Source organism: Collinsella sp. AF38-3AC (assembly GCF_003474365.1).
Taxonomy (GTDB): domain Bacteria; phylum Actinomycetota; class Coriobacteriia; order Coriobacteriales; family Coriobacteriaceae; genus Collinsella.
This window is the reverse complement of record NZ_QROM01000005.1, coordinates 35108-62099: the sequence shown is the minus strand read 5'-3', so window position 1 is coordinate 62099 and position 26992 is coordinate 35108. Positions and strand designations below refer to the sequence as shown.

Below are 26992 nucleotides of genomic sequence, written 5' to 3'. Positions count from 1 at the left end.
CGGGTTTGCAGCGTCAACTGGTTACGCGGTTTGGTAAAACCGCGTAACTAAAGAGCTTCGGCACAACGTTTGCAGATGTGCGCGTGGCCGTTGTACTCGCCGACGGTGGTGCGGTAGTTCCAGCAACGGTCGCAGCACTCGCCTTCGGCAGCCTCGATGGCAACGGAAAGCTCCTCGCCCTGGGTCAGCTCAACATCGGAGACGATGTAGAACTCGGCCAGGTCGACGGCCTTATCACCGGTCAGCAGCGCGTACATCTCGGCGGGAACGACCGCCTTGACGCGGACCTGCTGGCTCTTAGTGAAGGTGCCGGCAGAACGGGCATCCTCAAGGGCCTTGGTCACGGCGCTACGGAGCTCGAGCGAAGCCTCGAGCACGCCCTCAAACTCATTGGCCTCGTCGACCGTGATGGGCGACTTGTACCAATCGAGCAGCGCGGCGTACTTCTGGTGATCGACGCAGCCGGCGGGCGCATATGCCATGGCCTCGTCGACGGTATAGGACAGGATCGGCTGCAGGTCGCGCATGAGCATCGAGAAGAGCTCGGCCAGCACGGTCTGGGCACTGCGGCGCTCGAGCGAGCCGGGCTTGTCGCAGTACAGACGATCCTTCAGGGCGTCGAGATACACGTTGGAAAGCTCGGTAACCACGAAGTCATAGAGCGCACGGTAGGCGCGCGGGAACTCATAGCTGGCGTAGGCGTCGTCGACCTCGGCCTGGACCTGGGTCAGACGGGCAACCATGAGCTTGTCGAGCGGCAGCAGGTCGGCAAAGGCGACGCCGTCGGTCTCGGGCTCAAACTGACCCTCGAGCTCGGAGAGCAAGAAGCGCAGCGTGTTGCGGAAACGACGATAGGCATCGGACGTACGAGCGAGAATCTCATGGTCGATGGAGACGTCGGAGCTGGTGTCGACGGAGGCAACCCAGAGACGGATGATGTCAGCGCCCATCTCGTCGCAGACCTTGTTGGGGTCGATGACGTTGCCGAGCGACTTGGACATCTTGCGGCCCTGGCCATCGAGCGTGAAGCCCTGCGAGACGACCGCCTTGTACGGAGCATGGCCGTTGGCACCCACCGAGGTGAGCAGCGAGCTCTGGAACCAACCGCGATGCTGGTCGGAGCCCTCGAGATACACGTCAGCCGGGTACTCAAGCTCGGGTCGATACTCGCAGACGGCCTTCCAGGACACGCCGGAGTCCCACCACACGTCGAGAATGTCCTTATCAGCCTTGAGGTGATGGCCGCCACACTTGGGGCAAACGCAAGCCTCGCCCAGGTAACTCTCGGGAGCGTCGGTGAACCAGGCGTCGGAGCCCTTCTCGTGGAAGAGCTTGATGACGGCGTCGAGCGTGGCGTCGTTCATGACCTTCTCGCCGCAGTCGGCGCAAGTGTAGCTGGGGATAGGCACGCCCCAGTTGCGCTGACGGCTGATGCACCAGTCGGGACGCTGCTCGACCATGGCGCCGATGCGGTTGGCCGCGTGGGCCGGATACCACTTGACGTTCTCGCGGACCTCTTTGCCAGCCTGCTCGCGCAAACCGGTCTTGTCCATCGAGACAAACCACTGGTCGGTAGCACGGAAGAGCACCGGGTGCTTGCAACGCCAGCAGTGCGGATAGCTGTGCGTGATCTTCTTCTCGAGGACTAGGGTACCGCGCTCGCGCAGGAACTCGATGATGTGCGGGTTGGCCTCATCGGTGTCCATACCGCTGAAGGGGCCACCGGTGCCAAACTCCTCGCCGGTGTAGAACTTGCCGTCGTCATCGACCGGCATGCAGATGTCGGTGATGCCCTCCTTGAGGCAGGCAAAGTAGTCGTCGACGCCGTGGCCGGGCGAGTTGTGGACGATACCGGTACCGTCATCGACACCGACGTAATCGGCCAGCAGCGCCACACCCTCGACACCGTCAAAGATCGGCTGCTTGTAGTGGATGTGGTGGAAGGTCTCGGCGGGAACCACATAGGGCTTGCCGTCGACCATAACCGGGGTGTACTCCCAGCCAAACTCCTCGCAGCACTTGGGAGCCAGGTCCTCGAGCATGACCTCGGCGCGGCCGTCGTGCTCAACGGCGACGTAAGCGGCGCCGGGCTTGAGGGAAACTGCCTGGTCGGAGGGAATGGTCCACGGCGTGGTCGTCCAGATGATGAAGTCAACCGGGCCGTCGAAGTTCTCGAGGCCGGCGGGCTTGGAGGTCATCTCGAAGCGCACGAAGATGGACGGGCTCGTCTCGTCGGAGTACTCAATCTCGGCCTCGGCGAGTGCGGTGTGGCAGTGCTTGCACCAGTGGACGGGCTTGTGACCGCGATAGATCATGCCCTTGTCGAACATGGCCTTGAAGACCTCGATGTCGGCGGCGTCATGCTGGTGATAGAGCGTCAGGTAGGGGTTGTCCCAGTCGCCAAGCACGCCCAGACGACGGAAGCCGGCCTTCTGCAGCTCGATGTTCTCGACAGCGAACTTGTTGCAAAGCTCGCGGATCTTAGCCGTGGAGGTCTGGTTGAACTTCTCGGTGCCGAGCTTCTCCTCGACCTTGTGCTCAATCGGCTGACCGTGGCAGTCCCAACCGGGGACATAGGGAACTTCGCAGCCCTGCATCATCCAGTAACGGTTGATCATGTCCTTGGAGATCTTGTTCATCGCGTGGCCGATGTGGATCGGGCCGTTGGCGTACGGAGGGCCGTCGTGCAGCACGAACTTCTTGTGACCCTCGTTCTTCTTTAGAACTTGCTCGTAGACCTTGTTGTCCTGCCAGTCCTTGAGTCGCTTGGGCTCGGACTTGGAAAGACCGGCACGCATGGGAAATCCGGTTTTGGGCAGATTCATCGTCTGCTTGTACTCGTTTGCCACGGTACCCCTTTCATGTCGTGGGCGCGCACGCCCTCTGGGCACCAAAAAAGCGCCCGTCCCTACAAGCTGGGACGAAGCGCCACAAAACAGGCAGTCTGCCCGTAAAAGCTCTTCGCTTAACCACCCAGCTTAGATGCCCTCGCCCGCGTATTCGCGCGCTCGCATCCGTTACTCGGCTGGCCTATATCGACGACCATCTCGGCGATGTCTACTAAGACGAACCTGCGCGGCACGTCCGTTGGGACCGCAGCTCCGGGGTGATTTTCATCGGTCGCATGCACGGGTTCTCAGCGCTCCCCGCTCTCTGTAGCATGCGGACGGCCGACTAGTCGTCCCCATCAACGCTTATGCGGAGTATGCTAGCACGTTCCGCGCCAGCGAAAAACCCTCAACACTGGTTTTATACGTTCGAAATTTCTTGCGGCCGTGGACCTTCTCCTGGAGCAAAATACCTGTAAGCACTTTATCGAACGAAAGAAGGTTGCTATGCGCACGATCGGAATGAGCGACTACACCGTTGGCGAGGATTGTTTTACCGAGCTGCCCGCCGCACTGGCAGAGTACGGAGCGACCAAGGTCGCCATCATTGGCGGCAAGCGAGCCCTGGCTGCGGCGCTGCCGGGCATCGAGGCTGCGCTGGCAGGCACCGACGTCGAGATTCTGGAGACGCGCGTCTACGGCACCAACAGCACGCGCGCCAATATCGCCAAGGTCGTGAACTCCCCCGCTTGCCAGCAGGCAGACGTGCTTATCGCCTGTGGCGGCGGCAAGGCACTCGACACCGTGAAGACCGCAGCCATCGAGCTCAAGAAGATCGTCTTCACCGTCCCGACGATCTGTTCCAACTGCTCGGCCGCGACCGCCATTGCCGTCGTGTACAACGACGACGGCTCGCTCGAGGGATATTCGTACCCCAACCGACCTGCGCATATCTTCATCAACCCCAAGATTATCGCCGAAGCTCCGGCGGAGTACTTCTGGGCCGGCGTGGGCGATGCCCTGTCCAAGCAGCCCGAGGTCGAATACGCCACGAGCGCCGGTAATTTGGAGCATACCGCCGGTCTTGGCCTGGCACTCGCCCACACCTGCTCCGAGCCGCTGTTTACTTATGGCGTCCAGGGTCTTGAGGACGTGCGCCGGAATCTGTCGAGCGAGGCCGTCAAGCAGATCGCGCTCGACATCGTGGTCAACACGGGCTATGTCTCGAACCTGACCAACCAAAACGATTACTACTACAACTCGAGCGTGGCGCACGCGTTCTACAATGCGACGTGCAGCATTCCGCGCGAGGGAACCTATCTGCACGGTGAGGTCGTGAGCCTGGGCGTGCTCGTGCTGTTTGCCTATACGGGCGATACCGAGAGCCTTGAACGCTACGCCGCCTTTAACAAGCAGATGGGCCTGCCCGTAACGCTTGAGCAGGTCGGACTTTCCGAGGCCGACATCCCTGCCCTGTGCGAATACGCACACGCCACCAACGAGTGGAAGCAAGGCAACCCGGAGCCCTTCACCGACGAAAAGTTCGCCGCCGCCATCAAGGCCGCCAACGCCTACGGCCACACGCTCTAGGCCTAGCCCAAAACCACCACAAGGGAGCAGTGCCCTTGTGGTGGTTTTTTATTGCTCCAGCATGCTGGGGTCGAACTCGCTAGCCGGGATCACGCGATAACCGTGGCGGAGCAGTAAATCAACGAAGACACCGTTGCCCGCCGTAAGGGTGCCGCTGAATGTTCCGTCGTAGATGCGACCTGCGCCGCACGAGGGGCTGCGGTCCTGAAGGATGCACGCGACTATCTCTTCCGGTCCGCCTGCCTGCTCGCACATATCGAGCGCACGTTGGGCACCCAGGCGAAATTCGCGATCAACCGAGATGCCCTCGCAGGTACGGACCTCGCCGTTCACAATCTCGGACGGCTTGCGCGGCGTGGGCAGGCCGCCAAAGACCTCAGGGCACACCAAGAGGACCTCGGTCCCCGTGCGCTCGCAAGCCTCGATCAGCTCTCGATGATAGTTGTCGAGCCCGTTATACTTGCAGCTCTCGCCCATTAAACAGGCGCTCACCACGATCTTCATTTCCATCCCTCTCAAACAAAACGCCCCATTTGAGAAAGCTACTCAAATGGGGCGTCGGCGTCTACTGGCTCGGCCGCGGCTTTACTGTTGCTTGGGCATCAGTGGGTTTTCGCGCGTGAGGAGGTTCATAAACTCCTCACCCGTGATCGTCTCCTTCTTGTAAAGATAACGAGCGAGCTCGTGGAGCTTGAACTTGTTCTCCTTGAGGATCTGCAGGGCACGATCGTGCGCATCCTCGATCAGCTTGGCGACAATCGCGTCCACACGCTCGGCCGTACCGGGGGCGCAGGTGAGCGACGTGTCCTGGTTAAGGTACGCATTCTGAACGGTACCGAGTGCCATCATGCCAAACTCATCGGACATACCAAAGCGCGTCACCATGTTACGGGCGAGCTTGGTGGCCTGCTCGATATCGTTGGCGGCGCCGGTCGTCATCTCACCAAAGATGAGCTCCTCGGCTGCACGGCCACCGCAATAGACGGCGAGCTTGTCCAGGACCTCCTGGCGCGTGGTCAGGAAGCGCTCATCCTCCTCGACCTGCATGGTGTAGCCCAGAGCACCGCTCGTGCGCGGCACGATGGTGATCTTCGTGACCGGAGCAGAGCCCTTTTGGCGGGCAGCGACGATGGCATGGCCAATCTCGTGGTAGGAAACAACCTGCTTCTCGTGGTCGGAAAGCACCGTGGACTTACGCTGCTGGCCGGCGATGACGACCTCCACCGACTCCTCAAAATCGTCCTGCGTAGCGCGCTTGCGGCCCTCACGGACGGCACGCAGGGCGCCCTCGTTGATGATATTGGCCAGGTCGGCGCCCGAGGCACCGGGTGTGGCGCGGGCAATCGCGGTCAGATCGATCGGAGGCTGAGTCTTCACGCTCTTGACGTGGAGCTCGAGGATGTTCTTACGGCCGGTCAGGTCGGGCAGCTCGACGGGAATGCGGCGGTCAAAACGGCCGGGGCGCAGCAGGGCCGGATCGAGGCTGTCGGGGCGGTTGGTGGCAGCAAGGACGACAATACCCTTGTGGTTATCGAAGCCGTCCATCTCGGTCAGCAGCTGGTTGAGCGTCTGCTCGCGCTCGTCGTTGCCGCTAAAGCCGCCGCCATCGCGCTTCTTACCGATGGTATCGATCTCATCGATAAAGACGATACACGGGGCCTTTTCCTTGGCCTGCTTAAACAGGTCACGCACCTTAGCAGCGCCGCGACCAACAAACATCTCAACGAACTCAGAGCCCGAAATGCTAAAGAACGGCACGCCCGCCTCGCCGGCAACAGCCTTGGCAAGCAGGGTCTTACCGGTACCCGGAGGGCCAACAAGAAGAGCGCCGCGCGGCAGCTTGGCGCCGATCTCCTCGTAGCGCTGCGGCTTCTCCAGAAAGTCGACGACCTCCTTGAGGGACTCCTTGGCCTCTTCCTGGCCGGCGACGTCCTTAAAGGTCACGCCCACGTCCTTGGAGGCGATCACGCGCGCGCCGGACTTACCCAGTCCGCCGCCGCCAAAACCGCCGCCGCCAAAGTTCATCGACGGACCGTCATCGCCCATGGCCTTCTTCATGCGGCGGTTGAGCCACCAGCCAATCAGGAAGAAAATCGCCATGGGAAGAATGAGGGTGAGCAGGTAGTAGGTCATCAAACCCGAGTTTTTATCGGGAACGACCGACTCAAGCGAGGCGCCAGATTCAAGCACGCGATCGGTAAAGCCCGCGTCATTCGGCACACCGGTCGTCTTGTAGGCGATGTTCTCGTCCTCGCCCTTCTTGGTGTAATAAATCGAGTAATCGTCCGTGTTGTACTCGACCTTGTCAACGCTCTTCTTATCGAGCGCTTTGACAAACGTCGAGTAATCGGTCTTCGTAATCTGCTGCGTGTGACCGATGTTGGGGAACAGAACGGTCGAGAGCACGAGGTAGACGACGAAGGCGATGAGCACGTAGAGGATCATATTCCGTCTACGTTTGTTGTCATCCATCTCCATCTGCTTGAACTCCATCTACTGGGGTTGATAATGTTTTTAGAATACCCAACCCGGACGGCGATAAACCGACGCCGGGCACGAAAGGACAGAGATGGCATCACTGGAATTCGGCAAGGTTCAAATCTATACGGGCGACGGCAAGGGCAAGACAACGGCTGCGTTGGGGCTCGCCTTGCGCGCGACGGGCTACGGACTTAACGTGCTTATGCTGCAGTTTGCAAAGAAGCTGCACTGCGCCGAGCATGATGCGGCGCCCCGTTTGGGTCTGCACATCGTACAAGCCGACCGCGACACGCCCGAAGCCTGTGCCGCACAAGTCATGGAGCTGGCGCGCGAGCAGATTAGCCAGGTCGACGTGTTGATCTTGGATGAGCTGGGAGAAGCCATGCGGCGGGGCTTTGTGACGCGCAAAGATGTCGAAGCGCTGATCGCGATGAAGCCCGACACCACGGAGCTCGTACTGACCGGCCGAGGCTTGCTGCCCCTCGCCGACCTTGCCGATCTGGTAACCGAAATGCGCCCTGTCAAACACTACTTCGACGAAGGCCTCCTAGCCCGCCAAGGCATCGAATACTAATTCGGCACTTAGGGACGTTCCCTTTCTGCCGGCTAGGCGGTGGCGCGGCCTAGCCAGTTGCCGCTGTGGTGGTAGATGGTGAACATGGTTGCGGTGATGAGCCAGGTTACGGGATAGACCAGCAGCAGGTGCTCGAGCGACGGATCAAAAGGCATAATCGCAAACACCCAGATTACCCTTAGGACGACGGTACCGAAGATGGTGAGAACCATGGGCTGGAAGCTCACGCCGGCGCCGCGGATGGAGCCCGACGCGTTCTCGATAATCGAGAAGATCGCGTAGAACGGTGCAATGAAATGGATGATGGTCGTGGTGTAACCCGAAATCGAAGCATCATCGACAAACAGGCGCGACAGGGGACCCGAGAACACCAACAGTACACCGGACAGACCGCCGATGAGCAAAAACGACAGCACGAGCGACGTGTGATAGCCCTTTCGCATGCGATCGTAATTACGTGCGCCAAAGTTCTGCGCCGAGAACGTGGTGATGGATACGCCGAGTGCCTCGGTCACCATCCAGATGATGCCGTCGAGACGGCCCGAAAGACCCCACGCCGTCGTAACATCGGCACCAAACGAGTTGACCGATACCTGAATCAGAACGTTGGAAATCGAATACGCCGCCGATTGAAAACCCAGCGGCAAACCGCACGAAAGCATGCTCTTGCAAATACCGCGATCGATGCCGAGCTTGGATATCGACAAACGCCATGCGCCCGGAGCACGCATCATGCGAATCACAATCATCGTGGCATTAGAGCAAATGGTCAGTGCCACCGCGATACCGCAACCCAAGGCCTCCAAATGCAGCACGGCAACAAAAATGATATCGAGCACCACGTTCACGAGGCAGCCGGAGGCAATAATCACGGCAGGGCCACGCGTATCGCCCACGGCACGCAGCAGCGCGGTACCCATATTGAGCAGCAGCGCCGCAAACATGGCGGCAAAATAGCAGCGAGCATAGGCTACGCCCTCGGCGAGAAGCGCGTGCGGCGTATTCATCAAAACGAGCATGGGCTCGACAAGCACTATGCCAAGAATGGAAACGACGATACCGCCCACGAGCGCAAGCGTCATGGCTGTATGGATCGAACGGCTCAAGCGCTCGTCATCGTGCTGGCCAAAAAACTGCCCCGTGATAACGGCGCAACCGGCGCCAACGCCAACGCAAAAACCAATGCAGAGCTCCGTGAGCACCATCGTGGCTTGAATGCCGCCCAGCGCAAGCTTGCCGCCAAACTGACCGACGATATAGGTGCCGATAAGCGTGTAAGCCTGCTGGAAAAACGAACTAAAAAAGATGGGAACGCACAGCGACAGCAATTGCTGCCAAATGACACCTTGCGTTACATCGATAGCCGTAGATTTCTTAGCCACACGCCCTCCCCACTCGTATACGTCAAACAACAAGTCAGCAATTTAAAACCAAAGCCAAAACTAGCTTAGCACCGACTAGCGGCGACCGAAACGCCCCGAATCAGAGCGCGGTGCAGAATATCTGCCTAGTGATACAAACCCGGCTGGTAGTGGTACTCGTTGCTCACGTGCGGGCACAGCTGCCAAAAGGCGACGGCGCTCGCCGCGGCCACGTTGAGCGAATCGACCCCGTGCGCCATCGGAATGCGCACGGCTCGGTCGCAGCCGGTAATGGTCTTGGCGCCCAAGCCGGCACCCTCAGTACCCATAAAAATCGCCAGACGGTCAATCTCGCGCAGCGCAGGGTCGTCCAGCGAAACGGAGTCATCCGTCAGCGCCATGGCGGCACAGGAAAACCCGGCATTGTGCAGCGCCGCCAGGCCATCATGCGGCCATACGCGCGCCTCGCTGCCAACACGAGTCCACGGCACCTGAAACACCGTGCCCATGCTCACACGGGCGGAACGACGATACAGCGGATCGCAGCACGTAGGGCTCACCAGAATACCGTCGACATTGAGCGCGGCGGCCGAGCGAAAAATCGCGCCAACATTGGTGTGATCGACAATGCCCTCAAGCACGCACACGCGCACCGGACGCTCCCCTGCCGCCTCAGCGACGCCGCCGAGAAACTCATCGACCGGAATCTGCCGCGGGCGACGAAAAGCCGCCAGCGCGCCGCGCGTCACATTAAAGCCCGTCAGCTGCTCCATGAGCTCCATCGAGGCCACGAACACCGGAACAGGACCCGCTCCCTCGCGCACGACCAGACGCTCAAACAGCGGCATCATCTGATCGAGCCAGCGCTCGCCCAAAAGAAAACTCACCGGGTCGTAGCCGGCGCGTACCGCACGCTCGATGACCTTGGCGCTCTCTGCGATAAAGATGCCCTTTTGCGGCTCCAGCACGCAACGTAGCTCACGCTCCGTCAGTCGCACGTAGGCATCGAGCCGCTCGTCCTCGAGCGAATCGATTCGCAGCACCTCAACGGCATCAGTCATAGTAGCCAGCCCGCGCCTTTCTTTGCAGCACCTATACAAATATCGGGGCAACGCCATGCGCCGCCCCGTCATTCATTTCATCCCGATAATACCGAAGGGATAATCGGTTTTACGCCTCGATGCGACGATACGTCACGAACTCATAATCGACGCCCTCGTCACCCTCACCGGCGGCAATCGTTGCGACCCCGCTACGCTGCGCAATCTCCCACGCAGGATCGGTTCCCAAATCGGGAAAGTACGTATCCACGACATGCACGCAATGGTTGTGCGTGACCTCGGCCTCTGCGCAATACGGCAAAAACTGCCGATAGACATCGCCGCCACCGATCACCCACGCAACGGGCTCATCGGCAACCGCAGCGAGCGCCTCATCAATACTATGCACCACATCGACGTCCACGGGAGCAAAGTCCACGTCGCGCGTGAGCACGATATTGCGGCGGTTCTTGAGCGGACGCCCCCCGGGAAAACTCAGCAGCGTCTTGCGCCCCATAATGACCGGATGGCCTTTGGTGCACGCAACAAAATGGCGCATGTCGGCGCGATTGGACACTACCATGTCGCCCTCGCAGCCAATGCCCCAGTCGTCACACACGGCGACGATGGCAGAAAGCTTACACGTCATAAGCGCCACCTACACCGCAATAGGAATGTTCTTGACTTGCGGGCCGTGCTCGTAGCCCTCGACGATCAGGTCGTCGGTCGTAAACGCGTAGAAATCGTGCACGTCGGGATTGAGCGAAACCTTAGGCGCCGCAAACTGCGGACGCTCGATAAGCTCGCGGACGATATCGACATGGCGGTCGTAAATGTGGGCATCGGCAATCACATGCAGCAGCTCGCCGGGAATCATATCGACGGACTGCGCAACCATCATGAGCAGAATGGCGTACTGGCACACGTTCCAGTTGTTCGCGGCCAAAATGTCCTGGCTGCGCTGGTTGAGAATCATGTTGAGCGTCGGTTTGTCATCCTGCGGGCGCTGCGTCACGTTATATGTCACGCTGTAGGCGCACGGATACAGGTGCATCTCGGACAGGTCGCTGAACACATAGGTGTTCGTCATGATGCGACGGCTATACGGCGTATGCTTAAGGTCGTACAGCACGCGGTCCATCTGGTCAAAGTCGCCCTCGGCATAATGGCTCTTCTGGCCAATCTGGTATCCGTAGGCCTTACCGATGGAGCCGGTCTCGTCAGCCCACTCGTCCCAAATATGGCTGTGGAGGTCATGGACGTTATTGGACTTCTTTTGATAGATCCACAGGATCTCGTCCATGGCAGACTTAAGCGCCGTGCGGCGCAGCGTGAGCGCGGGGAACTCCTCGCGCAGGTCGTAGCGCGCCGTAACGCCAAAGTTTTTAATGGTATAGGCAGGGGTGCCGTCCTCCCACACCGGACGGACCTTTTGGCCCTCGGTGGTGGTGCCATGGTCCAAGATATCGCGGCACATTGCTACAAACTGTTGATCAGCTTTGCTCATTGACCCTCCTGTCAGTCGCCGATAAGCAATTTTTATTGTAGCCCAGGCGCACAGCATCGGATGGGACACTTGGGCCGGCACACGCAATGCACGGCAGCTCACTCTCAGTCGCAACGGCTTTGCCTTTTTCTGACATATGCCAAAAATGCCTTGCGCTGTTCCGCAGATGCGCTATCCTATTTTTGACATATGTCAGATTTGGAGTGTATATGGCAGGAAGACGCGAGAAACTGCGCCGCGTCGGGATCATCCCCGAATACCGCGGCTTTACCCCCGATGGCCTTGCCAGCGGAGACGCCATCGACATGACGGTCGACGAGCTCGAGGTGCTGCGGCTGTGCGACCTGGAAGGCCTCAATCAGGAGGCTGTCGCCCAACACATGGGCATCGCTCGTGCCACCGTGGCGGCCATCTGCAGCCGCGCGCATCGCAAGGTGGCAAACGCGCTGGTCAACGGGCGCGCGCTGAGTATCAAAGGTGGCAACATCGCGTACTCCCCCATTACCACGACGACGGCCGCATGGCCAGCAAAGGAGGTTGACACTATGAGGGTGGCAACGACGTACGACAACGGCAACATCTTTATGCACTTTGGCCGCAGCGAGCAGTTCAAGATCTACGACATCCAGGACGGCGAGGTGATCGACGAGCAGGTCGTGGGCACCGGTGGCACCGGTCATGGCGCGCTGGCGGGTCTGCTCGCCAACGGCGGCGTCGACACGCTCATCTGCGGCGGCATCGGCGGTGGCGCTATCAACGCGCTTGCTCAAGCCGGCATCACCGTCTATGCGGGAGCCCAGGGCAGCTGCGATGCGTGCGTCGAAGCCCTTATCGCTGGCACGCTCGCACAGAACGGCGAGGCCACGTGCGGCTGCCACGGCCATGACCACGAGCATTCCCATGAGCATGGCGAGTCCTGTGGCTGCCACGGCCATCACGAGCACGAGGGCCATGAGGGCTGCGGCTGCCACTAGCGGCAGGCAATCGATGCCATCACGTGCCTGCTCACACAACAAATAACGCACCAACGACGAAGGCCGCCTGGAATACCATCCGGGCGGCCTTCGCCATACACGACTCAGCCAGTCGCTATTTTTTATTACGCATCTGCGCTTCCATCTGGCGCAGCAGATCCATATCGGACTTGGGGCCGCCCGTTCCCAGGCCGCCCATGCCGCCCAGGCCCATGGCATCCAGGCCGGGAATATTGGGCATGCGCATCTTTTTGCCCTTCTTACCCTTTTTGCCCTTCTTGCCGCCGGCCTGTGCCTGGTTGGCCATCGTGCGCATGCGGCCCATCATCTTGTTCATCTCGCCCCACTGCTTCATAAGGCTATTGACCTCGGTTGGGGTTACGCCAGCTCCCTTGGCAATGCGGGCACGGCGCTGACCGTTGATGATGGAGGGACGCAGGCGCTCCTCCTTGGTCATCGACATGATGATGGCCTCGTTCTTATCGAAGATGCCCTCGTCCAGGTTGCCGCCCATCTGGTTGAGCGCGCGCTGGCCACCGGGAAGCATGCCTAGAATGCCCTTCATGCCGCCCATCTTCTTAACGGCCTTCATCTGGTCGAGCATATCGTTCATGGTGAAGCCCTCGCGCAGCATGCGCTCGGCAGCCTCGAGCTGCTCGGCATCGGCTGCCTCCTGGGCCTTCTCGATGATGCCGACGACGTCGCCCATGCCCAAAATACGCTTGGCCATACGATCGGGATAGAACGGCTCCAGCGAATCGGGCTTCTCGCCCATGCTCACAAACTTGATGGGCTTGCCGGTCACCTGGCGCACGGAAAGCGCGCCGCCGCCACGGGCATCGCCGTCGAGCTTGGAGATGATCACACCGTCAAAGTCGGTGCGCTCGGCAAAGGTCGAGACCACGTTGACGATATCCTGGCCGGTCATGGCATCGACGACCATCAGCACCTGATCGGGCTTGACGGCTTTCTTGATGTCCACGGCCTCCTGCATCATCTGCTCATCGATCTGCAGGCGACCGGCGGTATCGACGATGACCACGTCGCGCAGGTGGTCGACGGCCTCCTGGATGGCGCCTGTGGCAATGTCGACCGGATGCGCACCGTCACCGCGGAAGACCGGCACGCCAATCTCGCCGCCAAGCGTTGCCAACTGGTCGGCAGCGGCAGGGCGGTAGACGTCGCACGCGGCGAGCAGTGGCGAGCGGCCCTGCTTCTTGAGCAGGTAGGCCAGCTTAACAGCCGCCGTGGTCTTACCAGAGCCTTGCAGGCCCACAAGCATAATGACGTTGGGAATACGGTTGCTAAAGACGAGCTTGCTCTCGGTGGAGCCGAGCATCTCGGTGAGCTCGTCGAGCACGATCTTGACGACGTTTTGCGCCGGCGACAGCGACTCCATGACCTCTGCGGTCATGCAGCGCTCCTTGGTCTTGGCGACGAACTCCTTGACGACCTTAAAGTTGACGTCGGCCTCGAGCAGCGCCATACGGATGTCGCGCATGGCCGAGGTGATATCGGCCTCGGTCAGCTTGCCCTTGCCGCGCAGGCGGTCAAATGTGTCGTTGAGGCGATCGCTCAGGGAATCAAACACTAGTCACTCCTTAATTGGACTCGCCCACCAGGGCGCGGCAGAAATCTTTGGCATTGAACTCCTGCAGGTCATCGACCTGCTCACCCACGCCGATGCGCAGGATCGGGAGCTTGAGCTTCTCGGCCACGGCCATGGCTATACCGCCCTTAGCCGTGCCATCGAGCTTCGTCATGATAATACCGTCCAGACCCAGCGCCTCGTTAAACTCGAGCGCCTGGTTCAGACCGTTCTGACCGGTGGCGGCATCAATCACGAGGACAACCGAGACGGGCATGGGGCCGGTGGCCATATTGGCGGCGCGCTTACGCGTCACGTTGACCACCTTGGCAAGCTCGCGCATGAGCTCGGGGCTCGTGTGCAGACGGCCGGCGGTATCGATCAGCACCAGGTCGCTGCCGCGCTTATCGGCCTCGTCGAGCACGTCATAGCACACGCTCGCCGGATCGGAGCCGCGGTCGCGCTTGATGACGGGGACGCCGGCGCGCTGGCCCCACACATCGAGCTGCTCGATGGCGGCGGCGCGGAAGGTATCGGCCGAACCGATCACGACGTTCTTGCCGCGGGCGGCCATGGCGCTCGCGATCTTACCGACTGTCGTGGTCTTGCCGGCACCGTTAATGCCCACAAACAGCACGCAGCTCGGCGTATCGGAAAACGGATCGCGCTCGATGGGCACAAAGTGCTGCTCGAGCTGCTCGGCCAGGGCACGGCGAAGCTGCGGAGCGGTCTTGAGGTTCTTCTTTGCCGCGGCATCGCGCAGGTCATCGGAGACCTGAATGGCAACCTCGGCACCCATGTCACCCATAACGAGGGTGTCCTCAAGGTCCTCCCAAAAGTCCTCGTCAACCTCGCCGCCAAAGTAGAAGACCTCGTTGAGTGCCTCGCGGCTGCGCTCAAGTCCGCGCGAGAGAGCGTCAAAGAATCCCATTATGCATTCACGACCTTTCCGGTTTCGCGATCGAGTTTTTGCGAGACGACGCGGCTGACGCCGTCGGCTTGCATCGAGACGCCATAGAGAACGTCAGCGTCCTCCATGGTACGGCGCTGATGCGAAATAACCAAGAGCTGCGTATCGGAACGCAGCACATCGAGGGCGCCGATGAGCTTGGACAGGTTGGCGTCATCAAGCGCCGCCTCAACCTCGTCCAGCACATAGAACGGCACCGTGCGCGTGCGGTACACGGCAAAGAGCAGGGCGAGCGCCGTCAGACTCTTCTCGCCGCCCGACATGAGCATCATCTTGGTGATGCGCTTGCCGCGCGGCTGCGCCACGACCTCAATGCCCGTCTCGGCCGGATGCTCGGGATCGGTCATCTCCAGATGAGCCTGACCGCCCGGGAAAAGCATGGCGAAGATCTCGCGGAAGTTCGCGTCGACCTTCTCAAACGTCACCAGGAACGCCTTGCGCATCTTGCGGTCGATCGCCACCGTGATCTTGGTGAGCGCCTTGCGCGCGCTCTCCAGATCGGCCAGCTGCTCCTCGATGTAGTCGGCGCGGCGCTTGAGCTGCTCGTACTCCTCCATGGCAACTTGGTTCACAGGGCCCAGGTTGTTGATCTGGCGCACAAGCTGGTTGAGCTCGCGCTCGGCGGCATCGCGGTCCGTGGGCGCGGGAAGCATGAGCGCTTCCTCGAGTACCGTGGTGCCATCGGCGGTAATGGCCTTAATGGCGGCCTCTACCTGCACCTCGAGCTTGCCACGCGCGACCTTAAACTCATTCTGCGTGGCGGTGGCGGTATCGACCCGCTCCTTAGCGCGGGCAACCTCTGCCTTGGCATCCTCGATGGTCTTCTTGAGCGAAGCGGAGTCTGCCTCTTCCAGAGAGGCCTGGTCACGCAGGCGCGCTGCCCAATCCGACGCGCGTTCCAACAGGGCAGAATAGCGTTCGTGCATGGGGTCGACGCGCAGGCGCAGCAGCTCGAGCGAGCGCGAAGCCTGGCGTGTTCCGCGAATACGACGGTCGATGCCCTCAAGACGATGCTCCAGGTCGGGCACGCGGCCCTCCAGCGAACGCAGGCGCTCGCTCGTCTGAGCTAGACGAACCTTGGCGTCGGCGAGCTTGCCAGCAGCCTCGGAATCGTCACGACGAACGCGGTCAAGTTCATCGTTGGCCTCGGCAATCTGCAAGCCCAGGTCGCTCGCATGCGCACGAGCTTCGTCACGCGAGCGAGTAAGTTCATCCACGCGTGGACGAGCTGCACGAACGGCCTCTGCGGCCTGCTCACGGCGCTTGGAAATGCGCATGCGCTCGACCTCTGCGTTGTTGGCGCTTTGCTCTAGGCGGCCGATCTCGGAAAGCAGCGAACGGCGCTCGCCCTCAAGGCGGGCAATCTCGCCGGCGGCATCGTCCTCGGCGGCGCGCGCCTCCTCGACGGCCGCATTGGCCTCGACGACCTGGTCCGACACATGTTCAAACACAGCGGCCAAATCGGGCTCAAGCCCCTCCAACTCGCGGATACGGCGCTTGCGCTCCAAGGCACCCGATGCCTCACCGGCATCGAGACCCACGCGCACCAAGCCGCCGCAGGCAACGCGGGCACCATCAGGGGTCACATAGGTCACGCCATCCACAACCGGCGCCGCCAACGCGGCAGCCAAGTCATCGACCACGTAATAGCCGCCGAGCAGAGCCTCGACAACAGGACCGTAGCCCGCACGAACGGACAGGCGATCGACCAGACGGGTACCGGAGGCGCCCTCAGCGGCGGTAGAGCCGCTCACGCCGCGCGCTACCAGCAGCGCCTCGCCCGAGGCCTTCTTCTGGTCCAGAGCCGCACGACCGGCACGCTCAAGCGCGGACGTATCGTCGAACAGCAGCGCATCGATATCGCCGGCGAGCAATTGCTCAACCAGGCCCTCAAGCTCACGCGGGGCCTCGAGCACGTCGCCCAGACGACCCGAGACATCGTCGCCCAGCGCACCCACCAGGCGGCTCACGAGCGGCGAGCTGTCGGCCATGCGGGCATCGAGTTTCTTTTGACTGGCAAGCTCCGAGCGCACCTCGGATAGCTTGTCGCGTGCCTCGCTCTCGCGGGCACGCAGGTCCTTCAGGGCCGCGCGTGCTGTCTCGGTGGCTTCACGCGCATCGACCTGAGCCTGGCGCGCTTCCTCAAGAGCGCACTCAAGCTCCTCGGCGCGGTCGCGACGGCTCTCGAGCGAAGCCGTGACCTCCTCGAGCTGTTCATCGATCTGCTCCAGGCGCGAGGCGTACATGTTGTCCTCGACCTCGGCATTGCTCAAGGAATCCTTCACCTTAGCGAGCTCGAGCGCGGCGTTATCGGCCACGCGCTGCACATCGCGTTGCTCACGCGTAAGCTGCGAAATCTGATTGTCGAGCGCCACGCGGCGCTCGTGGAGCTCGGCGGCGGCAGGACCAGCGGCGTCAACGTCCTCCTGGGCCTGCATGTGCGCACCGGTCACCTCCTCAAGCTGCGCACGCGCGTCCTCGAGCTCCTCGACCACGCGACGGCGCTGATGCTCGGAGCTCGAGATCTGGCCGCGCATGTCCGACAGGCGCGACACCATGTTGTGGCCCTTTTCCTCGAGCAGGCGCATGTCGGAGTTAATGCGACCGACCACATCTTGCATATGGCGGCGCTGCTCGCCCAAGTCGCCCACAAACAGGCCCTTTTCCTCGAGCATGACCTGGAGCTTCTCGAGCTCGCGCTCCTTTTCGCCCAAGCGATACTGCGCAAGCTCAAGCTCGGCCGCACCCTCCTTGGAGCGGCTCTCCAGGTCGTTCCACTGCGACTGCAGCGAACGCAGCTCATCGACAGCCAGCATCTGCGTAAGCTCGTTCGCGCGCGAGGATAGCTCTTTATACTTGCGCGCGCGATCGACCTGACGCTCCAGCGGCCGCAGCTGACGGGCGATTTCCTTATTGATGTCGCGGGCACGCGTCAGGTGCTCGTCCATCGACTTAATCTTTTTGAGCGCACGCTCCTTGCGGCGCTTGTGCTTGGAGATGCCGGCGGCCTCCTCGATGAGGGCACGGCGCTCCTCGGGGCGGCTCTGCAAAATGGCGTCGAGCTTGCCCTGGCTGATGATGGAATGCGTATCCTTGCCCAAGCCCGAATCGTGCAGGATGTCCTGGATGTCCATCAGGCGGCACGGGCTCGAGTTAATGAGGTACTCGCTTTCGCCCGAGCGATACATGCGACGGGTGATGGCGACCTCGTCAAAGTCGACGGGCAGCATATGGTCCGAGTTATCGAGCACCAGCGTAACCTCGGCGACACCCACCGGCTTGCGAGCCGACGAGCCCGAGAAGATGACATCCTCCATGGCCTGGCCGCGCAGCTGCTTGGCGCTCTGCTCGCCCAGAACCCACAGGATGGAGTCGGAGATGTTCGATTTTCCCGAGCCGTTGGGACCGACGATGACGGTCAGGCCCGGCTCAAACGTCATATGGGCGCGGTCGGCAAACGACTTGAACCCTTTGAGCGTGAGGGACTTGAGATACACGGTTCCTCGCTTACACAGGCTTCTTGTTGAGAATCACGCCGTTAGTGGTGTAGCCCATGCGGTCAAGTGCCTCGAGTGCAGCGGCCCCCTCGGCTTCCTTCTTTGAGGAGCCGGAGCCGCGACCCTGGCGAATACCATCGATCAACACCACGGCGGTAAAGGTGGGCGCATGCGCCGGGCCCTCGGAGCCAACGAGCTTATACGCCGGGGGCTCGTGACCGTCGGCTTGCACGCACTCCTGCAAGAACGACTTGGGGTTCGCAGGGTGCTCGGCACGCTCGGAAGCCAGGTGCGGCTTAAGCGTACGGTGGATGAACTCCGCCGCCGCATCCCAGCCGGCATCCAGGTACAGCGCGCCCACGAGCGACTCGTAGACGTTCTCGAGCGCCGAATGCAGGCCGCGCGCACCCGTACCGGTCTCGGAGGCACCAAAGATGATGATGTCCTCGATGCCCAGCTCGTTAGAAACCTCGGACAGCGTGGCGCCCGAGACAAGCGACACCTTCAGGCGCGTGAGCTTGCCCTCGTCAAACTCCGGATAGGACTCAAACAGGGAGCGTGCGACGACGGCGCCCAAAATGGAATCGCCCAAAAACTCAAGGCGCTCATAGCTGGCAGAAACCGGCTGGCCCTCGACCGCCGAGGGATGCGTAAGGGCCGCGCGCAGCAGCACCTTGTCATTGAACTCGTGGCCCAGAATCTCCTGGGCGCGCGTAAGTCGTTCGGATAAAGCCAAGACCTAAGCCTCCCTGGCGTTTTCGATCGCGTCGACGGCGTCGGCGACAGAGTTGAGCGAGAGCAGGGTCTCGTCATCGATCTCGAGATTGAACTCGTCCTCGATAGCCGTAACCAGTTGCAGGCGCTCGAGCGAGTTGGCATCGAGGTCGTCAAAGGTGGTCTCATCGCTAATTTCGGCAACATCGACGCCTAGAACGTCAGCAGCGACCTCGGCGATCTTGTCGAAGATTTCGGAGCGGTCCATAGCGCTTCCTCTCATAGTGCATGAATACCAAAAGAATGGTACCGCCCGGGCGGTACCAAGACACGGTTCTGATTCTACCCCACGAAGCAGGCCGCGAGGCACATAACAGCGCTCTAACTCGCTCTTACAAAACGATGCCGTCCATGGAGTTGGCGACGTTCTCGACCAGCCCTGCGCGCACGGCTTCGGCCGCCGCGAGCGTACCGTTTTTAACAGCCTCGACCGAGGTGGCGCCATGGCCGATCAGGACCACGCCGCGCAGGCCCAAAAGAATCGCGCCGCCCTTGGCGTCGCCAGAGAGCTTGGCCTTTATCTCACGCATCTGCTTTTTAATGAGCAGCGCGGCGATCTTGGTGCCAAGCGAAGACATAAAGACGCCCTTGAGCTCCTGCAACAAAAACTTGGCAGCGCCCTCGGTGGCCTTGAGCGCAATGTTGCCCGACATGCCGTCGGCGACCACGACGTCAAAATTGCCCGACGTAAGATCGGTGCCCTCGCAGTTACCAACAAAGCCGGGAACGACGGCTTTCATGGCCGGGAAGCACGCCTTGGTAAAGTTGGAGCCCTTCTCGTCCTCGGTGCCGTTAGCAAGCAGGCCCACGCGGGGATGCTCAATGCCCAGGACGACGCGGGCATAGGCGCTACCCATCTGAGCAAAACGCACCATGTCATCGACCTCGACATCGGGGTTGGCGCCCATATCGCACAGCACCGTCAGACCGCCGGCGCGATTGGGCAGCGCATTGGTCAGACAGGGGCGCACCGGCTGCTTCTTGCCTTCGGCCTGATACCTAAACGGCGTCACATAGGCGGTGGCGGCGGCGGTCATGGCACCGGTCGAGCCGGCAGAGAAGAACGCGTCCGCATTTCCCTTCTTGATGGCACGGCATGACAAAACGATCGAAGACTTGCGTTTGGTCATCACGGCGCGAATGGGATCGTCATCCATGGCGATAACGTCGGGTGCCTCAAGGGCCTCAACACGTGCATGGGAAGCTGCAAAGGGATTGACGATTTCGGCGGGGCCAGCTGCCAAGACCTCGATATCGGGATCGGCGGCAAGCGCAGCCTCGATACCATTGAGAACAACCTGAGGTTTCTCGTCTCCGCCCACAACGTCTACACAAACGCGAACGTTACTCATATACATGCTCCTTATACAAAAATGGCCGACTCATTGAGCCGGCCATTGTGGTTCCATTTGGAACGGCATCGCATCCAGAGTATACCGTTACTCGGTAACGATAACCTCGCGGTCCTTGTAGAAACCGCAGCTGGGGCACACGTGGTGCGGGAGCTTGACAGCGCCGCAACGGGGGCACGTGGACTGAGCCGCAGCCGAGATCTTCATGTTGGCGGAACGACGGGTGTGAGTGCGGATACGACCCTGCTTTTGTTTAGGTACGGGCATAGTGACCTTCCTTATGAACTATCCAGTGTGGCGATTACGCGCAAGTAGCGATACTACCACAGTTTTACTCGTCAAGCTTGAGATTCTTCAATGCTGCAAATGGATTTTCCGTGGCAGCGGCCCATTCGGCCTCCGCCTGGGCGGCGCAATCGCATTGCTCGACGTTGAGATTGCAACCGCAAGTGGAGCACAGACCGTGGCAATCGGGCTTGCAGAGCACCACAAACGGCGTGTCCATGACGACCGCGTCATTGATGGGCTCACCCAGATCGACGATGCGGTCCTCACCCAGGAGCTCGTAGCCGTCCTCGTAGGCCTCGGGGTCCTCGGGCTCCTCAAAGAGGTAGAACTCCTCGATCTCGCCGGCGATATCAAACGAAGCGGGCTCCAGGCAACGGTCGCACTCGCCGGTGGCGTGCGCGCGGACCATACCCGTGAGCAAGACACCGGTACCGGCGTTGGTAAAGACAACGTCGTAGTCGATGCCGTCCTGTAGCTGGTACTCCTTCTCGCCCACCGTGTAGGTGGCGACATCGACCTTACCGGTCAGCGGATACGAATCTCCAGGAAACTCGAGCTGCTCAGATAGATCGACGGTAACACTCGGGAACTCAGCCATCACCACTGACCATTCTGTTGGGCGGCACCCTCGTTAAGCTGCTGACGGCAACGAGTAACGGTGCCGGTCAGGCTCTTGAGGTTCTCCTCCAGGTGCGTAAAGACCTGCTCTGCGTAGTCCTCGGCAGCATAACGCGTTTCGCGCTCGTACTGCTGGGCACGATCACGGATGTCGTCGGCCTGCTGCTGCGCTAAGCGGACGATCTCCTGCTCACCGGCAATGGTAAGGGCCTGCTGCTGAGCGTCGGCGATGATGGAATCGGCCTGAGCGGCAGCGGAAGCCATAAGCTCCTCGCGCTCCTTAAGGATACGGCGGGACTTCTGCCACTCCTCGGGATAGCTCATGCGGATCTCGTCGAGGATGTTGAAGAACACGTCGGCGTCGATGACCTTGAACTGAGCGTTCTTGCCGAAAGGCGGCTTGGCTTCCTCGATCAGCCCTTCGAGCTCATCGACCAAGCTGACGATCCTATCGCCAGGAAAATTCTCGCCCGGCATCCGGTCTCCTTTCATAGGTAACATATCATCGTGCTAGTTTACCACATGCCACCAGGCAATAAGAAACGTCACGAAAAGCGAAGTCTGAGCGCTTCGACCACGTTGGGCGGGACAAACGTCGATACATCGCTGCCGAGTGAGGCGATCTGGCGAACGACCGAGCTCGAGATATAGCCGTACTGCGGCGCACTCATGACAAAGATGGACTCCAGCTCGTTATCCAAGCGATAGTTGAGATCTGCCTGCTGCAGCTCGTACTCAAAGTCGGTCATGGCGCGCAGGCCCTTGACCACGGCCCCCGCCCCCTGCTCACGAGCGAAGTCGACCAAGAGGCCGGTGAAGGGCAGGACCTCGACGCCGTCAATATCGCCGAGCGCCTCGCGGGCCAGCGCCACGCGCTCATCGAGCATAAACGTCGTGCCCACACCGTTTTTACCCTGCGACTCGGCAACAGCGACGATCACGCTGGGAAAGATGCGGCGGGCGCGGCGGATTACATCGATATGGCCAAACGTAATGGGGTCGAAGGTGCCCGGAACGATGACGCGGTTAATGGTGTCACTCATGGGCGTCCTCCTGAAACGTCGTGGCATCGTTGTTGCCAGCATCGGTGCCGGCGTTATCACCCTCACCATCGTCATCGCCGACCCAACGAAGCAGATCGACCGAGGTGATGCCATAACGCTTCTCACGCACGGTCTCAAAACCTGCCGGATGCGCGCCCGCATCGGTAGCGGCATGCTCAAACAGGGCATAAGCACCAGATGCAAGCAGACCCTGCTGAGCCAGGTTCTGCAGCAGTTCCTCGACCGGCTCGGCACCAAAAGCATATGGTGGGTCGAGCAGGACCAGATCAAAGGGGCCGCCCGGCACACGACCGCGCGAAGCACTCGCCAGCATGTCGCCCGCTACCACGCGCCAACGCGCACGGTCACAGCAGAGCGACTCGATATTCTTGGTAATGAGCCGCGCGGCGTTGCGATCGATCTCAAACGTCGTGAGCGAGCGGGCCCCACGAGAGAGCATCTCTAACCCTAAGGCACCGGAGCCGCCAAAGGCGTCCAGCACACGGACCTCGTCCAAATCGAAGTCGAATGCCGACATGACCATAGATGCGCACGCCTCGCGTATGCGATCAGTCGTGGGGCGGGTGACATCGCGACCACGGGGCTCCTCGATCTTACGACCGCGCCATTCGCCGCCGATGATTCTCATCCTCCGCTGACCTCCTTAAAAATGTGTCGATATCGCATGGCGACCGCATCGCGCAGGGGGCGCGTCGCCACGGAGTCAAGGGTGCAAGCATACCGCAAGAGCTCGACCGCGTCCAAATGGGCCCACTCAATCAGCTCCTCGTCGGAATCCAGGTCGACAAAGCGCAGGGTCACACCGCCATGTTGACGGTACCCCAGGATCTCGCCCTCGTGGCGCAGACGCAGGTCCATCTGGGCGAGCGTAAAGCCATCCGAGGTCTTCTCGAGCGATTGTAGGCGATCTTGTGCTGCCGACGCGCCGCCGTTGCCCTTGGAGTGCGTCATGACCAGGCAGGTGCCCGACACGCCGCCGCGGCCCACGCGGCCGCGCAACTGGTGCAGGGCAGCCAAACCAAAGCGCTCGCCGTTCTCGATGACCATGACGGTGGCATTGGGCACGTCGACGCCCACCTCGACCACCGTAGTCGAGACGAGCACATCGATCTCGCCACGCTTGAAGGCATCGATGACCCGATCCTTCTCCCCCGCCGACATGCGGCCGTGAAGGCGCTCGACGGTAAGTCCCGGCAACGCAAGACGCAGTCGGTCGAGCTCGGTTGCCGTATCGTGCAGCGGCACGGGGACCGTCACGCGGCCCTCGTCGTCGCGGGCGATACCGGGCACGTCCTCCAGCTCATCGGCCGAGTCACTCGGCTCCACGAGCGGGCAGATCACGTAAGCCTGCTGGCCCTTTTCGTGCGCCTCGCGGATGGCGCCATAGGCGAGGTCACGGCTCGACTCGGTCAGCACGCGTGTCGTCACGCCAGCGCCAGAGACGGGCCGATGGCGGATGATGCTCGTGTCCAGATCGCCGTAGACCGAAAGCGCCAGCGTACGCGGGATGGGCGTTGCCGTCATTACGAGCAGATCGGCACCGGGGCCCTTCGCGCGCAGGGCGTTGCGTTGGCCGACGCCAAACCGGTGCTGCTCATCGATGACCACGAGCGACAGGTGCTTGAACGCAACGTCATCCGAAAGCACCGCGTGGGTGCCAAAGAGCACGTCAAGCTCGCCCGATTCCAGCTGTGCATGGATGCGCTCGCGCCCTGCGGTCGGCGTAGCACCCGTCAGAAGCGCCCATGACATGCCGGCCTGCGAGAGCAGAGGGCCAGTCTTATCGGCATATTGGCGCGCCAGCACGCCCGTGGGCGCCATAACGCAGGCCTGCGTACCGCTATCGGCAGCCACGGCCAGCGCGCAGGCGGCAACAGCGGTCTTACCGGTACCGACATCGCCCAGCAGCAGGCGGTTCATCACGCGCCCGCCATCGCACATATCGCGCAGGATATCCTGGAACGCGGCCTGCTGCTCGTCGCTCAGCGAAAACGGCAGGGCCTGCTTGAGCGCGGCCAGGTGATCGCCCGCGGTATGGGCATAGGGCACCACATCGACCAGGCCGCCGTCGTTGCGCAGGCGCAGCGCAAGCTGCAGGTAGAGGCACTCCTCGTAGGCAAGCCGTGCGCGCGCGATATCGCGCTCAGCCATGCTCGAGGGAAAGTGGATCGAGTGCAAAGCACGGGCATTGCTCATGAGCTTCCGCTTTGCGCGCAGCGGTGCCGGAATGGGATCAAAGGGATTGCCGACAACCTCGAGCGCGCCGCTTACAATGCGGCGCATCCATGCCTGGCTCACCCCATCGCTCACATAATGGACCGGCAGGATCGTGCCCGCGGCACGCCCGTCCTCGAGCTTTTCGAAATGCGGAGAGGCCATCTGCTTAAAACCATAGGCAAACTCGACCTTGCCCATCACGGCCAGGCGGTCGCCCTGCTTAAGCTGCTGGGCAATCCAGGGCTGGCGGAAAAAGGCGACCTGCAGCACGCCCGTCTCGTCAACGAGCGAGACCTCGATCACCTGCATGCGCGGACGCGGCTGCTTTTGGACGATACGGTCAACCGTGGCGATGATGGTGCACACGGTACCGATGGGCGCCATCTCGATGGACCACGAGCGGGTAAAGTCGAGGTATCGATGAGGGATATGGAGAAGGAGGTCCCCCACCGTCCGAATTCCCAGACGGCGAAGGGCCTCCTCACGTTTACCCGAAACATATTTGAGTCGCGCGATATCCTCGTCGAGCGCATTGCTCTGGGCAAAGCGCTCCGAGACGCGCGGCACGGAGCACAGCTCGGACATGGGCAGTTGCCTACTCGATCGAGAAGATCACGGGATAGAGCGGCTGCTCGCCACGATGGGCGTCAATCTCCAGATCGGGCTGAGCCTCCTCAATGGCGTCGACGATCTCCTGGAAGGCTTCATCGGACAGCTCCTCGCCGGCCAGAATCGTCAGCGCGTCACCCTCCTCTTCCTCCTGCATGCGGTTGATGCAATCGAGCGTGACCTGCTTCACATCGGAGCCGACCACGTCAATGGAACCGGCAATGATACCCATAACGTCACCGGAGTGAATCGGCGAGCCGTCGGAGGCGCTAGAGTCGCGCACAGCGCGGGTGACCTCGCCATCGCGGACTTCGCTGATGGCGTCGACCATAGCGGCGACGGCTTCCTCGAGCTCGGAATCGGGCAGGACCGCGAACAGCGCGGAGAAGGCCTGCGGAACAGTCTTGGTGGGAACGACGGCAACCTTCTTGTCGGTGCAGGCAGAAGCGGCAGCCTCGGCGGCCATGCGGATGTTACCGTTATTGGGCAGGATGATGACCGAGGTCGCGTTGACCTGGTCGACGGCGCCCAGCAGGTCTGCAGTCGAGGGGTTCATGGTCTGACCACCCGACACGATCACGTCGACGCCGAGGGACTTGAGGATATCGGCCTCGCCGGAACCGGCGGCAACAGCGACAAAGCCCAGCGCCTTGGCGGGCTCGGCGGCCTTCTCCTGGTCCTCATGGATCTTGGCGGTACGGTCGTGGGCCTCCATATCCATGTTGTGGATAAAGACCTCATAGATCTGACCAAGCTGCAGCATGTGCTCGAGCACCAGGTTGGGGGTGTTGGAGTGCACGTGAATCTTGTAATCGGGGTAAGCACCCACGAGCAGCTCGCAGTCGCCCATGGAGCCCAGGAACTTAAGGCATTCGTCCTCATCAAACGGGGCATCGGCCTTAAAGAGGAACTCGTTGCAGTAACGAAACTCCGAGCCCTCCCAGTCGTCGTTGGCCTCGATCTCAACGCGGTCGAGGGCCGCGTCGCGGGCAGAGCCAGCGGAGTCAAACATGGCGGAGAAATCCTCGACAACGGTGCTGCGACCAAGCGCGGCGGCAACAAAGTTCTCAAGGAAGATGGCAAATCCAAAGGCGCCGGAGTCGACCACGCCGTTCTCCTTCAGAACAGGCAGCAGGTCGGGCGTACGGGCGACGGACTGATAGGCCTCGACGACGATGGCGTCGAGCGCGTCCTCGGCCGAGAACTTCTTCTTCTCGCACTCGTCTGCCTTGGTCGAGACGTCGCGCAGCACCGTGAGGATCGTACCCTCGATGGGCTTACGCACTGCCTGGAAGGCAACCTTGACGGCTCGGCGGAAGGCATAGGCGATGCTGGCGGACGTGATGGGCTCATCGGCAGAGACAAGGCCCTCGGCCACACCACGCAGAATCTGCGAGGTGATGACGCCGGAGTTGCCACGGGCACCCATCAGGGAGCCGTGAGTGATGGCGCCGGCGATGGCCTCCATGTCGGCGTCAGCAGGAAGGGCGGAAAGCTCCTTGGTCACCGAGGCGAGTGTGAGCGACATGTTGGTACCGGTGTCGCCGTCGGGTACGGGGAAGACGTTGAGCTTGTTGATCTCCTCGGCCTTGTCGGAAACAGCAGCCGCAGCGATCGGAAAACAGGTGCGAATGGTCTTTGCAATCATGGGTATTTGAAT

General features: G+C 61.3%; 23 protein-coding genes. 3 read left to right on the top strand and 20 right to left on the bottom strand.

Annotated elements, in window-relative coordinates; all coding sequences use genetic code 11:
- Window positions 1–47: 47 nt before the first annotated feature.
- The gene (ileS, locus tag DW029_RS04715; protein WP_370220156.1) at window positions 48–2825 is read right to left on the bottom strand and encodes an isoleucine--tRNA ligase; all 2778 of its coding nucleotides are present in this window, start codon (window positions 2823–2825) and stop codon (window positions 48–50) included.
- A 510-nt stretch (window positions 2826–3335) separates the two neighbouring features.
- Here ileS and DW029_RS04710 point away from each other — a divergent pair.
- Complete coding sequence (locus DW029_RS04710; RefSeq protein WP_118345417.1) at window positions 3336–4418, top strand: iron-containing alcohol dehydrogenase family protein; 1083 nt, start codon at window positions 3336–3338, stop codon at window positions 4416–4418.
- A gap of 48 nt (window positions 4419–4466) precedes the next feature.
- Here DW029_RS04710 and DW029_RS04705 read toward each other — a convergent pair whose 3' ends face one another.
- Window positions 4467–4922, bottom strand: a complete 456-nt coding sequence (locus DW029_RS04705; RefSeq protein ID WP_118345416.1) for a DUF523 domain-containing protein — start codon at window positions 4920–4922, stop codon at window positions 4467–4469.
- An 81-nt stretch (window positions 4923–5003) separates the two neighbouring features.
- Window positions 5004–6896 carry an ATP-dependent zinc metalloprotease FtsH gene (gene ftsH, locus DW029_RS04700; RefSeq protein WP_199582542.1) on the bottom strand — a complete coding sequence of 631 codons (1893 nt, stop codon included), beginning with the start codon at window positions 6894–6896 and terminating at the stop codon, window positions 5004–5006.
- Window positions 6897–6987: 91 nt separating this feature from the next.
- Between ftsH and DW029_RS04695 the strand changes: the two genes are divergently transcribed.
- Window positions 6988–7473 carry a cob(I)yrinic acid a,c-diamide adenosyltransferase gene (locus tag DW029_RS04695; RefSeq protein WP_118345414.1) on the top strand — a complete coding sequence of 162 codons (486 nt, stop codon included), beginning with the start codon at window positions 6988–6990 and terminating at the stop codon, window positions 7471–7473.
- Window positions 7474–7505: 32 nt separating this feature from the next.
- On the opposite strand, the gene DW029_RS04690 is transcribed toward DW029_RS04695, so the two are convergent.
- The 4 genes from DW029_RS04690 to thyA form a co-directional block, all read right to left on the bottom strand.
- Window positions 7506–8855 carry an MATE family efflux transporter gene (locus DW029_RS04690; protein WP_118345413.1) on the bottom strand — a complete coding sequence of 450 codons (1350 nt, stop codon included), beginning with the start codon at window positions 8853–8855 and terminating at the stop codon, window positions 7506–7508.
- A gap of 125 nt (window positions 8856–8980) precedes the next feature.
- Window positions 8981–9895 (bottom strand): RNA methyltransferase, encoded by a 915-nt coding sequence (locus tag DW029_RS04685; protein WP_118345412.1) that lies wholly within the window; start codon window positions 9893–9895, stop codon window positions 8981–8983.
- Window positions 9896–10004: 109 nt separating this feature from the next.
- Window positions 10005–10523: a dihydrofolate reductase gene (locus tag DW029_RS04680; protein ID WP_118345411.1), complete on the bottom strand. Its 519-nt coding sequence runs from the start codon at window positions 10521–10523 to the stop codon at window positions 10005–10007.
- A 9-nt stretch (window positions 10524–10532) separates the two neighbouring features.
- Complete coding sequence (gene thyA, locus DW029_RS04675) at window positions 10533–11381, bottom strand: thymidylate synthase (RefSeq protein ID WP_117735047.1); 849 nt, start codon at window positions 11379–11381, stop codon at window positions 10533–10535.
- Between the two features lie 209 nt (window positions 11382–11590).
- On the opposite strand from thyA, the gene DW029_RS04670 reads away from it, so the two are divergent.
- Window positions 11591–12355: a NifB/NifX family molybdenum-iron cluster-binding protein gene (locus DW029_RS04670; RefSeq protein WP_118345410.1), complete on the top strand. Its 765-nt coding sequence runs from the start codon at window positions 11591–11593 to the stop codon at window positions 12353–12355.
- A gap of 115 nt (window positions 12356–12470) precedes the next feature.
- On the opposite strand, the gene ffh is transcribed toward DW029_RS04670, so the two are convergent.
- From ffh to DW029_RS04605, 13 genes are all read right to left on the bottom strand, one after another.
- Window positions 12471–13946: a signal recognition particle protein gene (ffh, locus tag DW029_RS04665; RefSeq protein ID WP_117794255.1), complete on the bottom strand. Its 1476-nt coding sequence runs from the start codon at window positions 13944–13946 to the stop codon at window positions 12471–12473.
- 10 nt (window positions 13947–13956) lie between these two features.
- Entirely contained in the window at window positions 13957–14874 is a 918-nt protein-coding gene (gene ftsY, locus DW029_RS04660) for a signal recognition particle-docking protein FtsY (RefSeq protein ID WP_117762911.1), read from the bottom strand.
- Window positions 14874–18410, bottom strand: a complete 3537-nt coding sequence (smc, locus tag DW029_RS04655; protein WP_118345409.1) for a chromosome segregation protein SMC — start codon at window positions 18408–18410, stop codon at window positions 14874–14876. Before smc ends, ftsY begins: the two co-directional genes overlap by 1 nt.
- A 10-nt stretch (window positions 18411–18420) precedes the next feature.
- Window positions 18421–19146 (bottom strand): ribonuclease III, encoded by a 726-nt coding sequence (gene rnc, locus DW029_RS04650; RefSeq protein WP_118345408.1) that lies wholly within the window; start codon window positions 19144–19146, stop codon window positions 18421–18423.
- A 3-nt stretch (window positions 19147–19149) separates the two neighbouring features.
- A complete protein-coding gene (locus DW029_RS04645) occupies window positions 19150–19392 on the bottom strand; it encodes an acyl carrier protein (RefSeq protein WP_055309519.1) in 243 nt (80 codons plus the stop codon).
- 124 nt (window positions 19393–19516) lie between these two features.
- The gene (gene plsX, locus DW029_RS04640) at window positions 19517–20536 is read right to left on the bottom strand and encodes a phosphate acyltransferase PlsX (protein ID WP_118345407.1); all 1020 of its coding nucleotides are present in this window, start codon (window positions 20534–20536) and stop codon (window positions 19517–19519) included.
- An 87-nt stretch (window positions 20537–20623) separates the two neighbouring features.
- Window positions 20624–20803: a 50S ribosomal protein L32 gene (gene rpmF, locus DW029_RS04635; RefSeq protein WP_022094017.1), complete on the bottom strand. Its 180-nt coding sequence runs from the start codon at window positions 20801–20803 to the stop codon at window positions 20624–20626.
- A 64-nt stretch (window positions 20804–20867) separates the two neighbouring features.
- Window positions 20868–21422, bottom strand: coding sequence for a DUF177 domain-containing protein (locus tag DW029_RS04630; protein ID WP_117735041.1), 555 nt, complete (start codon window positions 21420–21422; stop codon window positions 20868–20870).
- Window positions 21422–21919: an ATPase gene (locus tag DW029_RS04625; RefSeq protein ID WP_040358176.1), complete on the bottom strand. Its 498-nt coding sequence runs from the start codon at window positions 21917–21919 to the stop codon at window positions 21422–21424. Before DW029_RS04625 ends, DW029_RS04630 begins: the two co-directional genes overlap by 1 nt.
- 68 nt (window positions 21920–21987) lie before the next feature.
- On the bottom strand, window positions 21988–22485 hold the full coding sequence (gene coaD / locus DW029_RS04620) for a pantetheine-phosphate adenylyltransferase (protein WP_117742816.1): 498 nt from the start codon (window positions 22483–22485) through the stop codon (window positions 21988–21990).
- The gene (gene rsmD, locus DW029_RS04615; RefSeq protein WP_118345406.1) at window positions 22478–23134 is read right to left on the bottom strand and encodes a 16S rRNA (guanine(966)-N(2))-methyltransferase RsmD; all 657 of its coding nucleotides are present in this window, start codon (window positions 23132–23134) and stop codon (window positions 22478–22480) included. The genes coaD and rsmD overlap by 8 nt, the downstream gene beginning before the upstream one ends.
- Window positions 23131–25308, bottom strand: a complete 2178-nt coding sequence (recG, locus tag DW029_RS04610) for an ATP-dependent DNA helicase RecG (protein WP_118345405.1) — start codon at window positions 25306–25308, stop codon at window positions 23131–23133. The genes rsmD and recG overlap by 4 nt, the downstream gene beginning before the upstream one ends.
- Before the next feature lie 10 nt (window positions 25309–25318).
- Entirely contained in the window at window positions 25319–26980 is a 1662-nt protein-coding gene (locus DW029_RS04605; RefSeq protein WP_118345404.1) for a DAK2 domain-containing protein, read from the bottom strand.
- Window positions 26981–26992 lie beyond the last annotated feature (12 nt).

Bases quoted from the DNA above. Each gene is read 5' to 3' on its own strand.
- recG (WP_118345405.1), bottom strand. From the start codon at position 25,308: ATGTCCGAGCTGTGCTCCGTGCCGCGCGTCTCGGAGCGCTTTGCCCAG.
- DW029_RS04685 (WP_118345412.1), bottom strand. From the start codon at position 9,895: ATGACTGATGCCGTTGAGGTGCTGCGAATCGATTCGCTCGAGGACGAG.
- coaD (WP_117742816.1), bottom strand. From the start codon at position 22,485: ATGAGTGACACCATTAACCGCGTCATCGTTCCGGGCACCTTCGACCCC.
- thyA (WP_117735047.1), bottom strand. From the start codon at position 11,381: ATGAGCAAAGCTGATCAACAGTTTGTAGCAATGTGCCGCGATATCTTG.
- DW029_RS04695 (WP_118345414.1), top strand. From the start codon at position 6,988: ATGGCATCACTGGAATTCGGCAAGGTTCAAATCTATACGGGCGACGGC.
- DW029_RS04630 (WP_117735041.1), bottom strand. From the start codon at position 21,422: ATGGCTGAGTTCCCGAGTGTTACCGTCGATCTATCTGAGCAGCTCGAG.
- ftsH (WP_199582542.1), bottom strand. From the start codon at position 6,896: ATGGAGATGGATGACAACAAACGTAGACGGAATATGATCCTCTACGTG.
- ftsY (WP_117762911.1), bottom strand. From the start codon at position 14,874: ATGGGATTCTTTGACGCTCTCTCGCGCGGACTTGAGCGCAGCCGCGAG.
- rsmD (WP_118345406.1), bottom strand. From the start codon at position 23,134: ATGAGAATCATCGGCGGCGAATGGCGCGGTCGTAAGATCGAGGAGCCC.
- DW029_RS04645 (WP_055309519.1), bottom strand. From the start codon at position 19,392: ATGGACCGCTCCGAAATCTTCGACAAGATCGCCGAGGTCGCTGCTGAC.
- DW029_RS04705 (WP_118345416.1), bottom strand. From the start codon at position 4,922: ATGAAGATCGTGGTGAGCGCCTGTTTAATGGGCGAGAGCTGCAAGTAT.
- DW029_RS04625 (WP_040358176.1), bottom strand. From the start codon at position 21,919: ATGCCGGGCGAGAATTTTCCTGGCGATAGGATCGTCAGCTTGGTCGAT.
- DW029_RS04710 (WP_118345417.1), top strand. From the start codon at position 3,336: ATGCGCACGATCGGAATGAGCGACTACACCGTTGGCGAGGATTGTTTT.
- plsX (WP_118345407.1), bottom strand. From the start codon at position 20,536: ATGAGTAACGTTCGCGTTTGTGTAGACGTTGTGGGCGGAGACGAGAAA.
- rpmF (WP_022094017.1), bottom strand. From the start codon at position 20,803: ATGCCCGTACCTAAACAAAAGCAGGGTCGTATCCGCACTCACACCCGT.
- DW029_RS04605 (WP_118345404.1), bottom strand. From the start codon at position 26,980: ATGATTGCAAAGACCATTCGCACCTGTTTTCCGATCGCTGCGGCTGCT.
- DW029_RS04670 (WP_118345410.1), top strand. From the start codon at position 11,591: ATGGCAGGAAGACGCGAGAAACTGCGCCGCGTCGGGATCATCCCCGAA.
- DW029_RS04680 (WP_118345411.1), bottom strand. From the start codon at position 10,523: ATGACGTGTAAGCTTTCTGCCATCGTCGCCGTGTGTGACGACTGGGGC.
- ileS (WP_370220156.1), bottom strand. From the start codon at position 2,825: ATGAATCTGCCCAAAACCGGATTTCCCATGCGTGCCGGTCTTTCCAAG.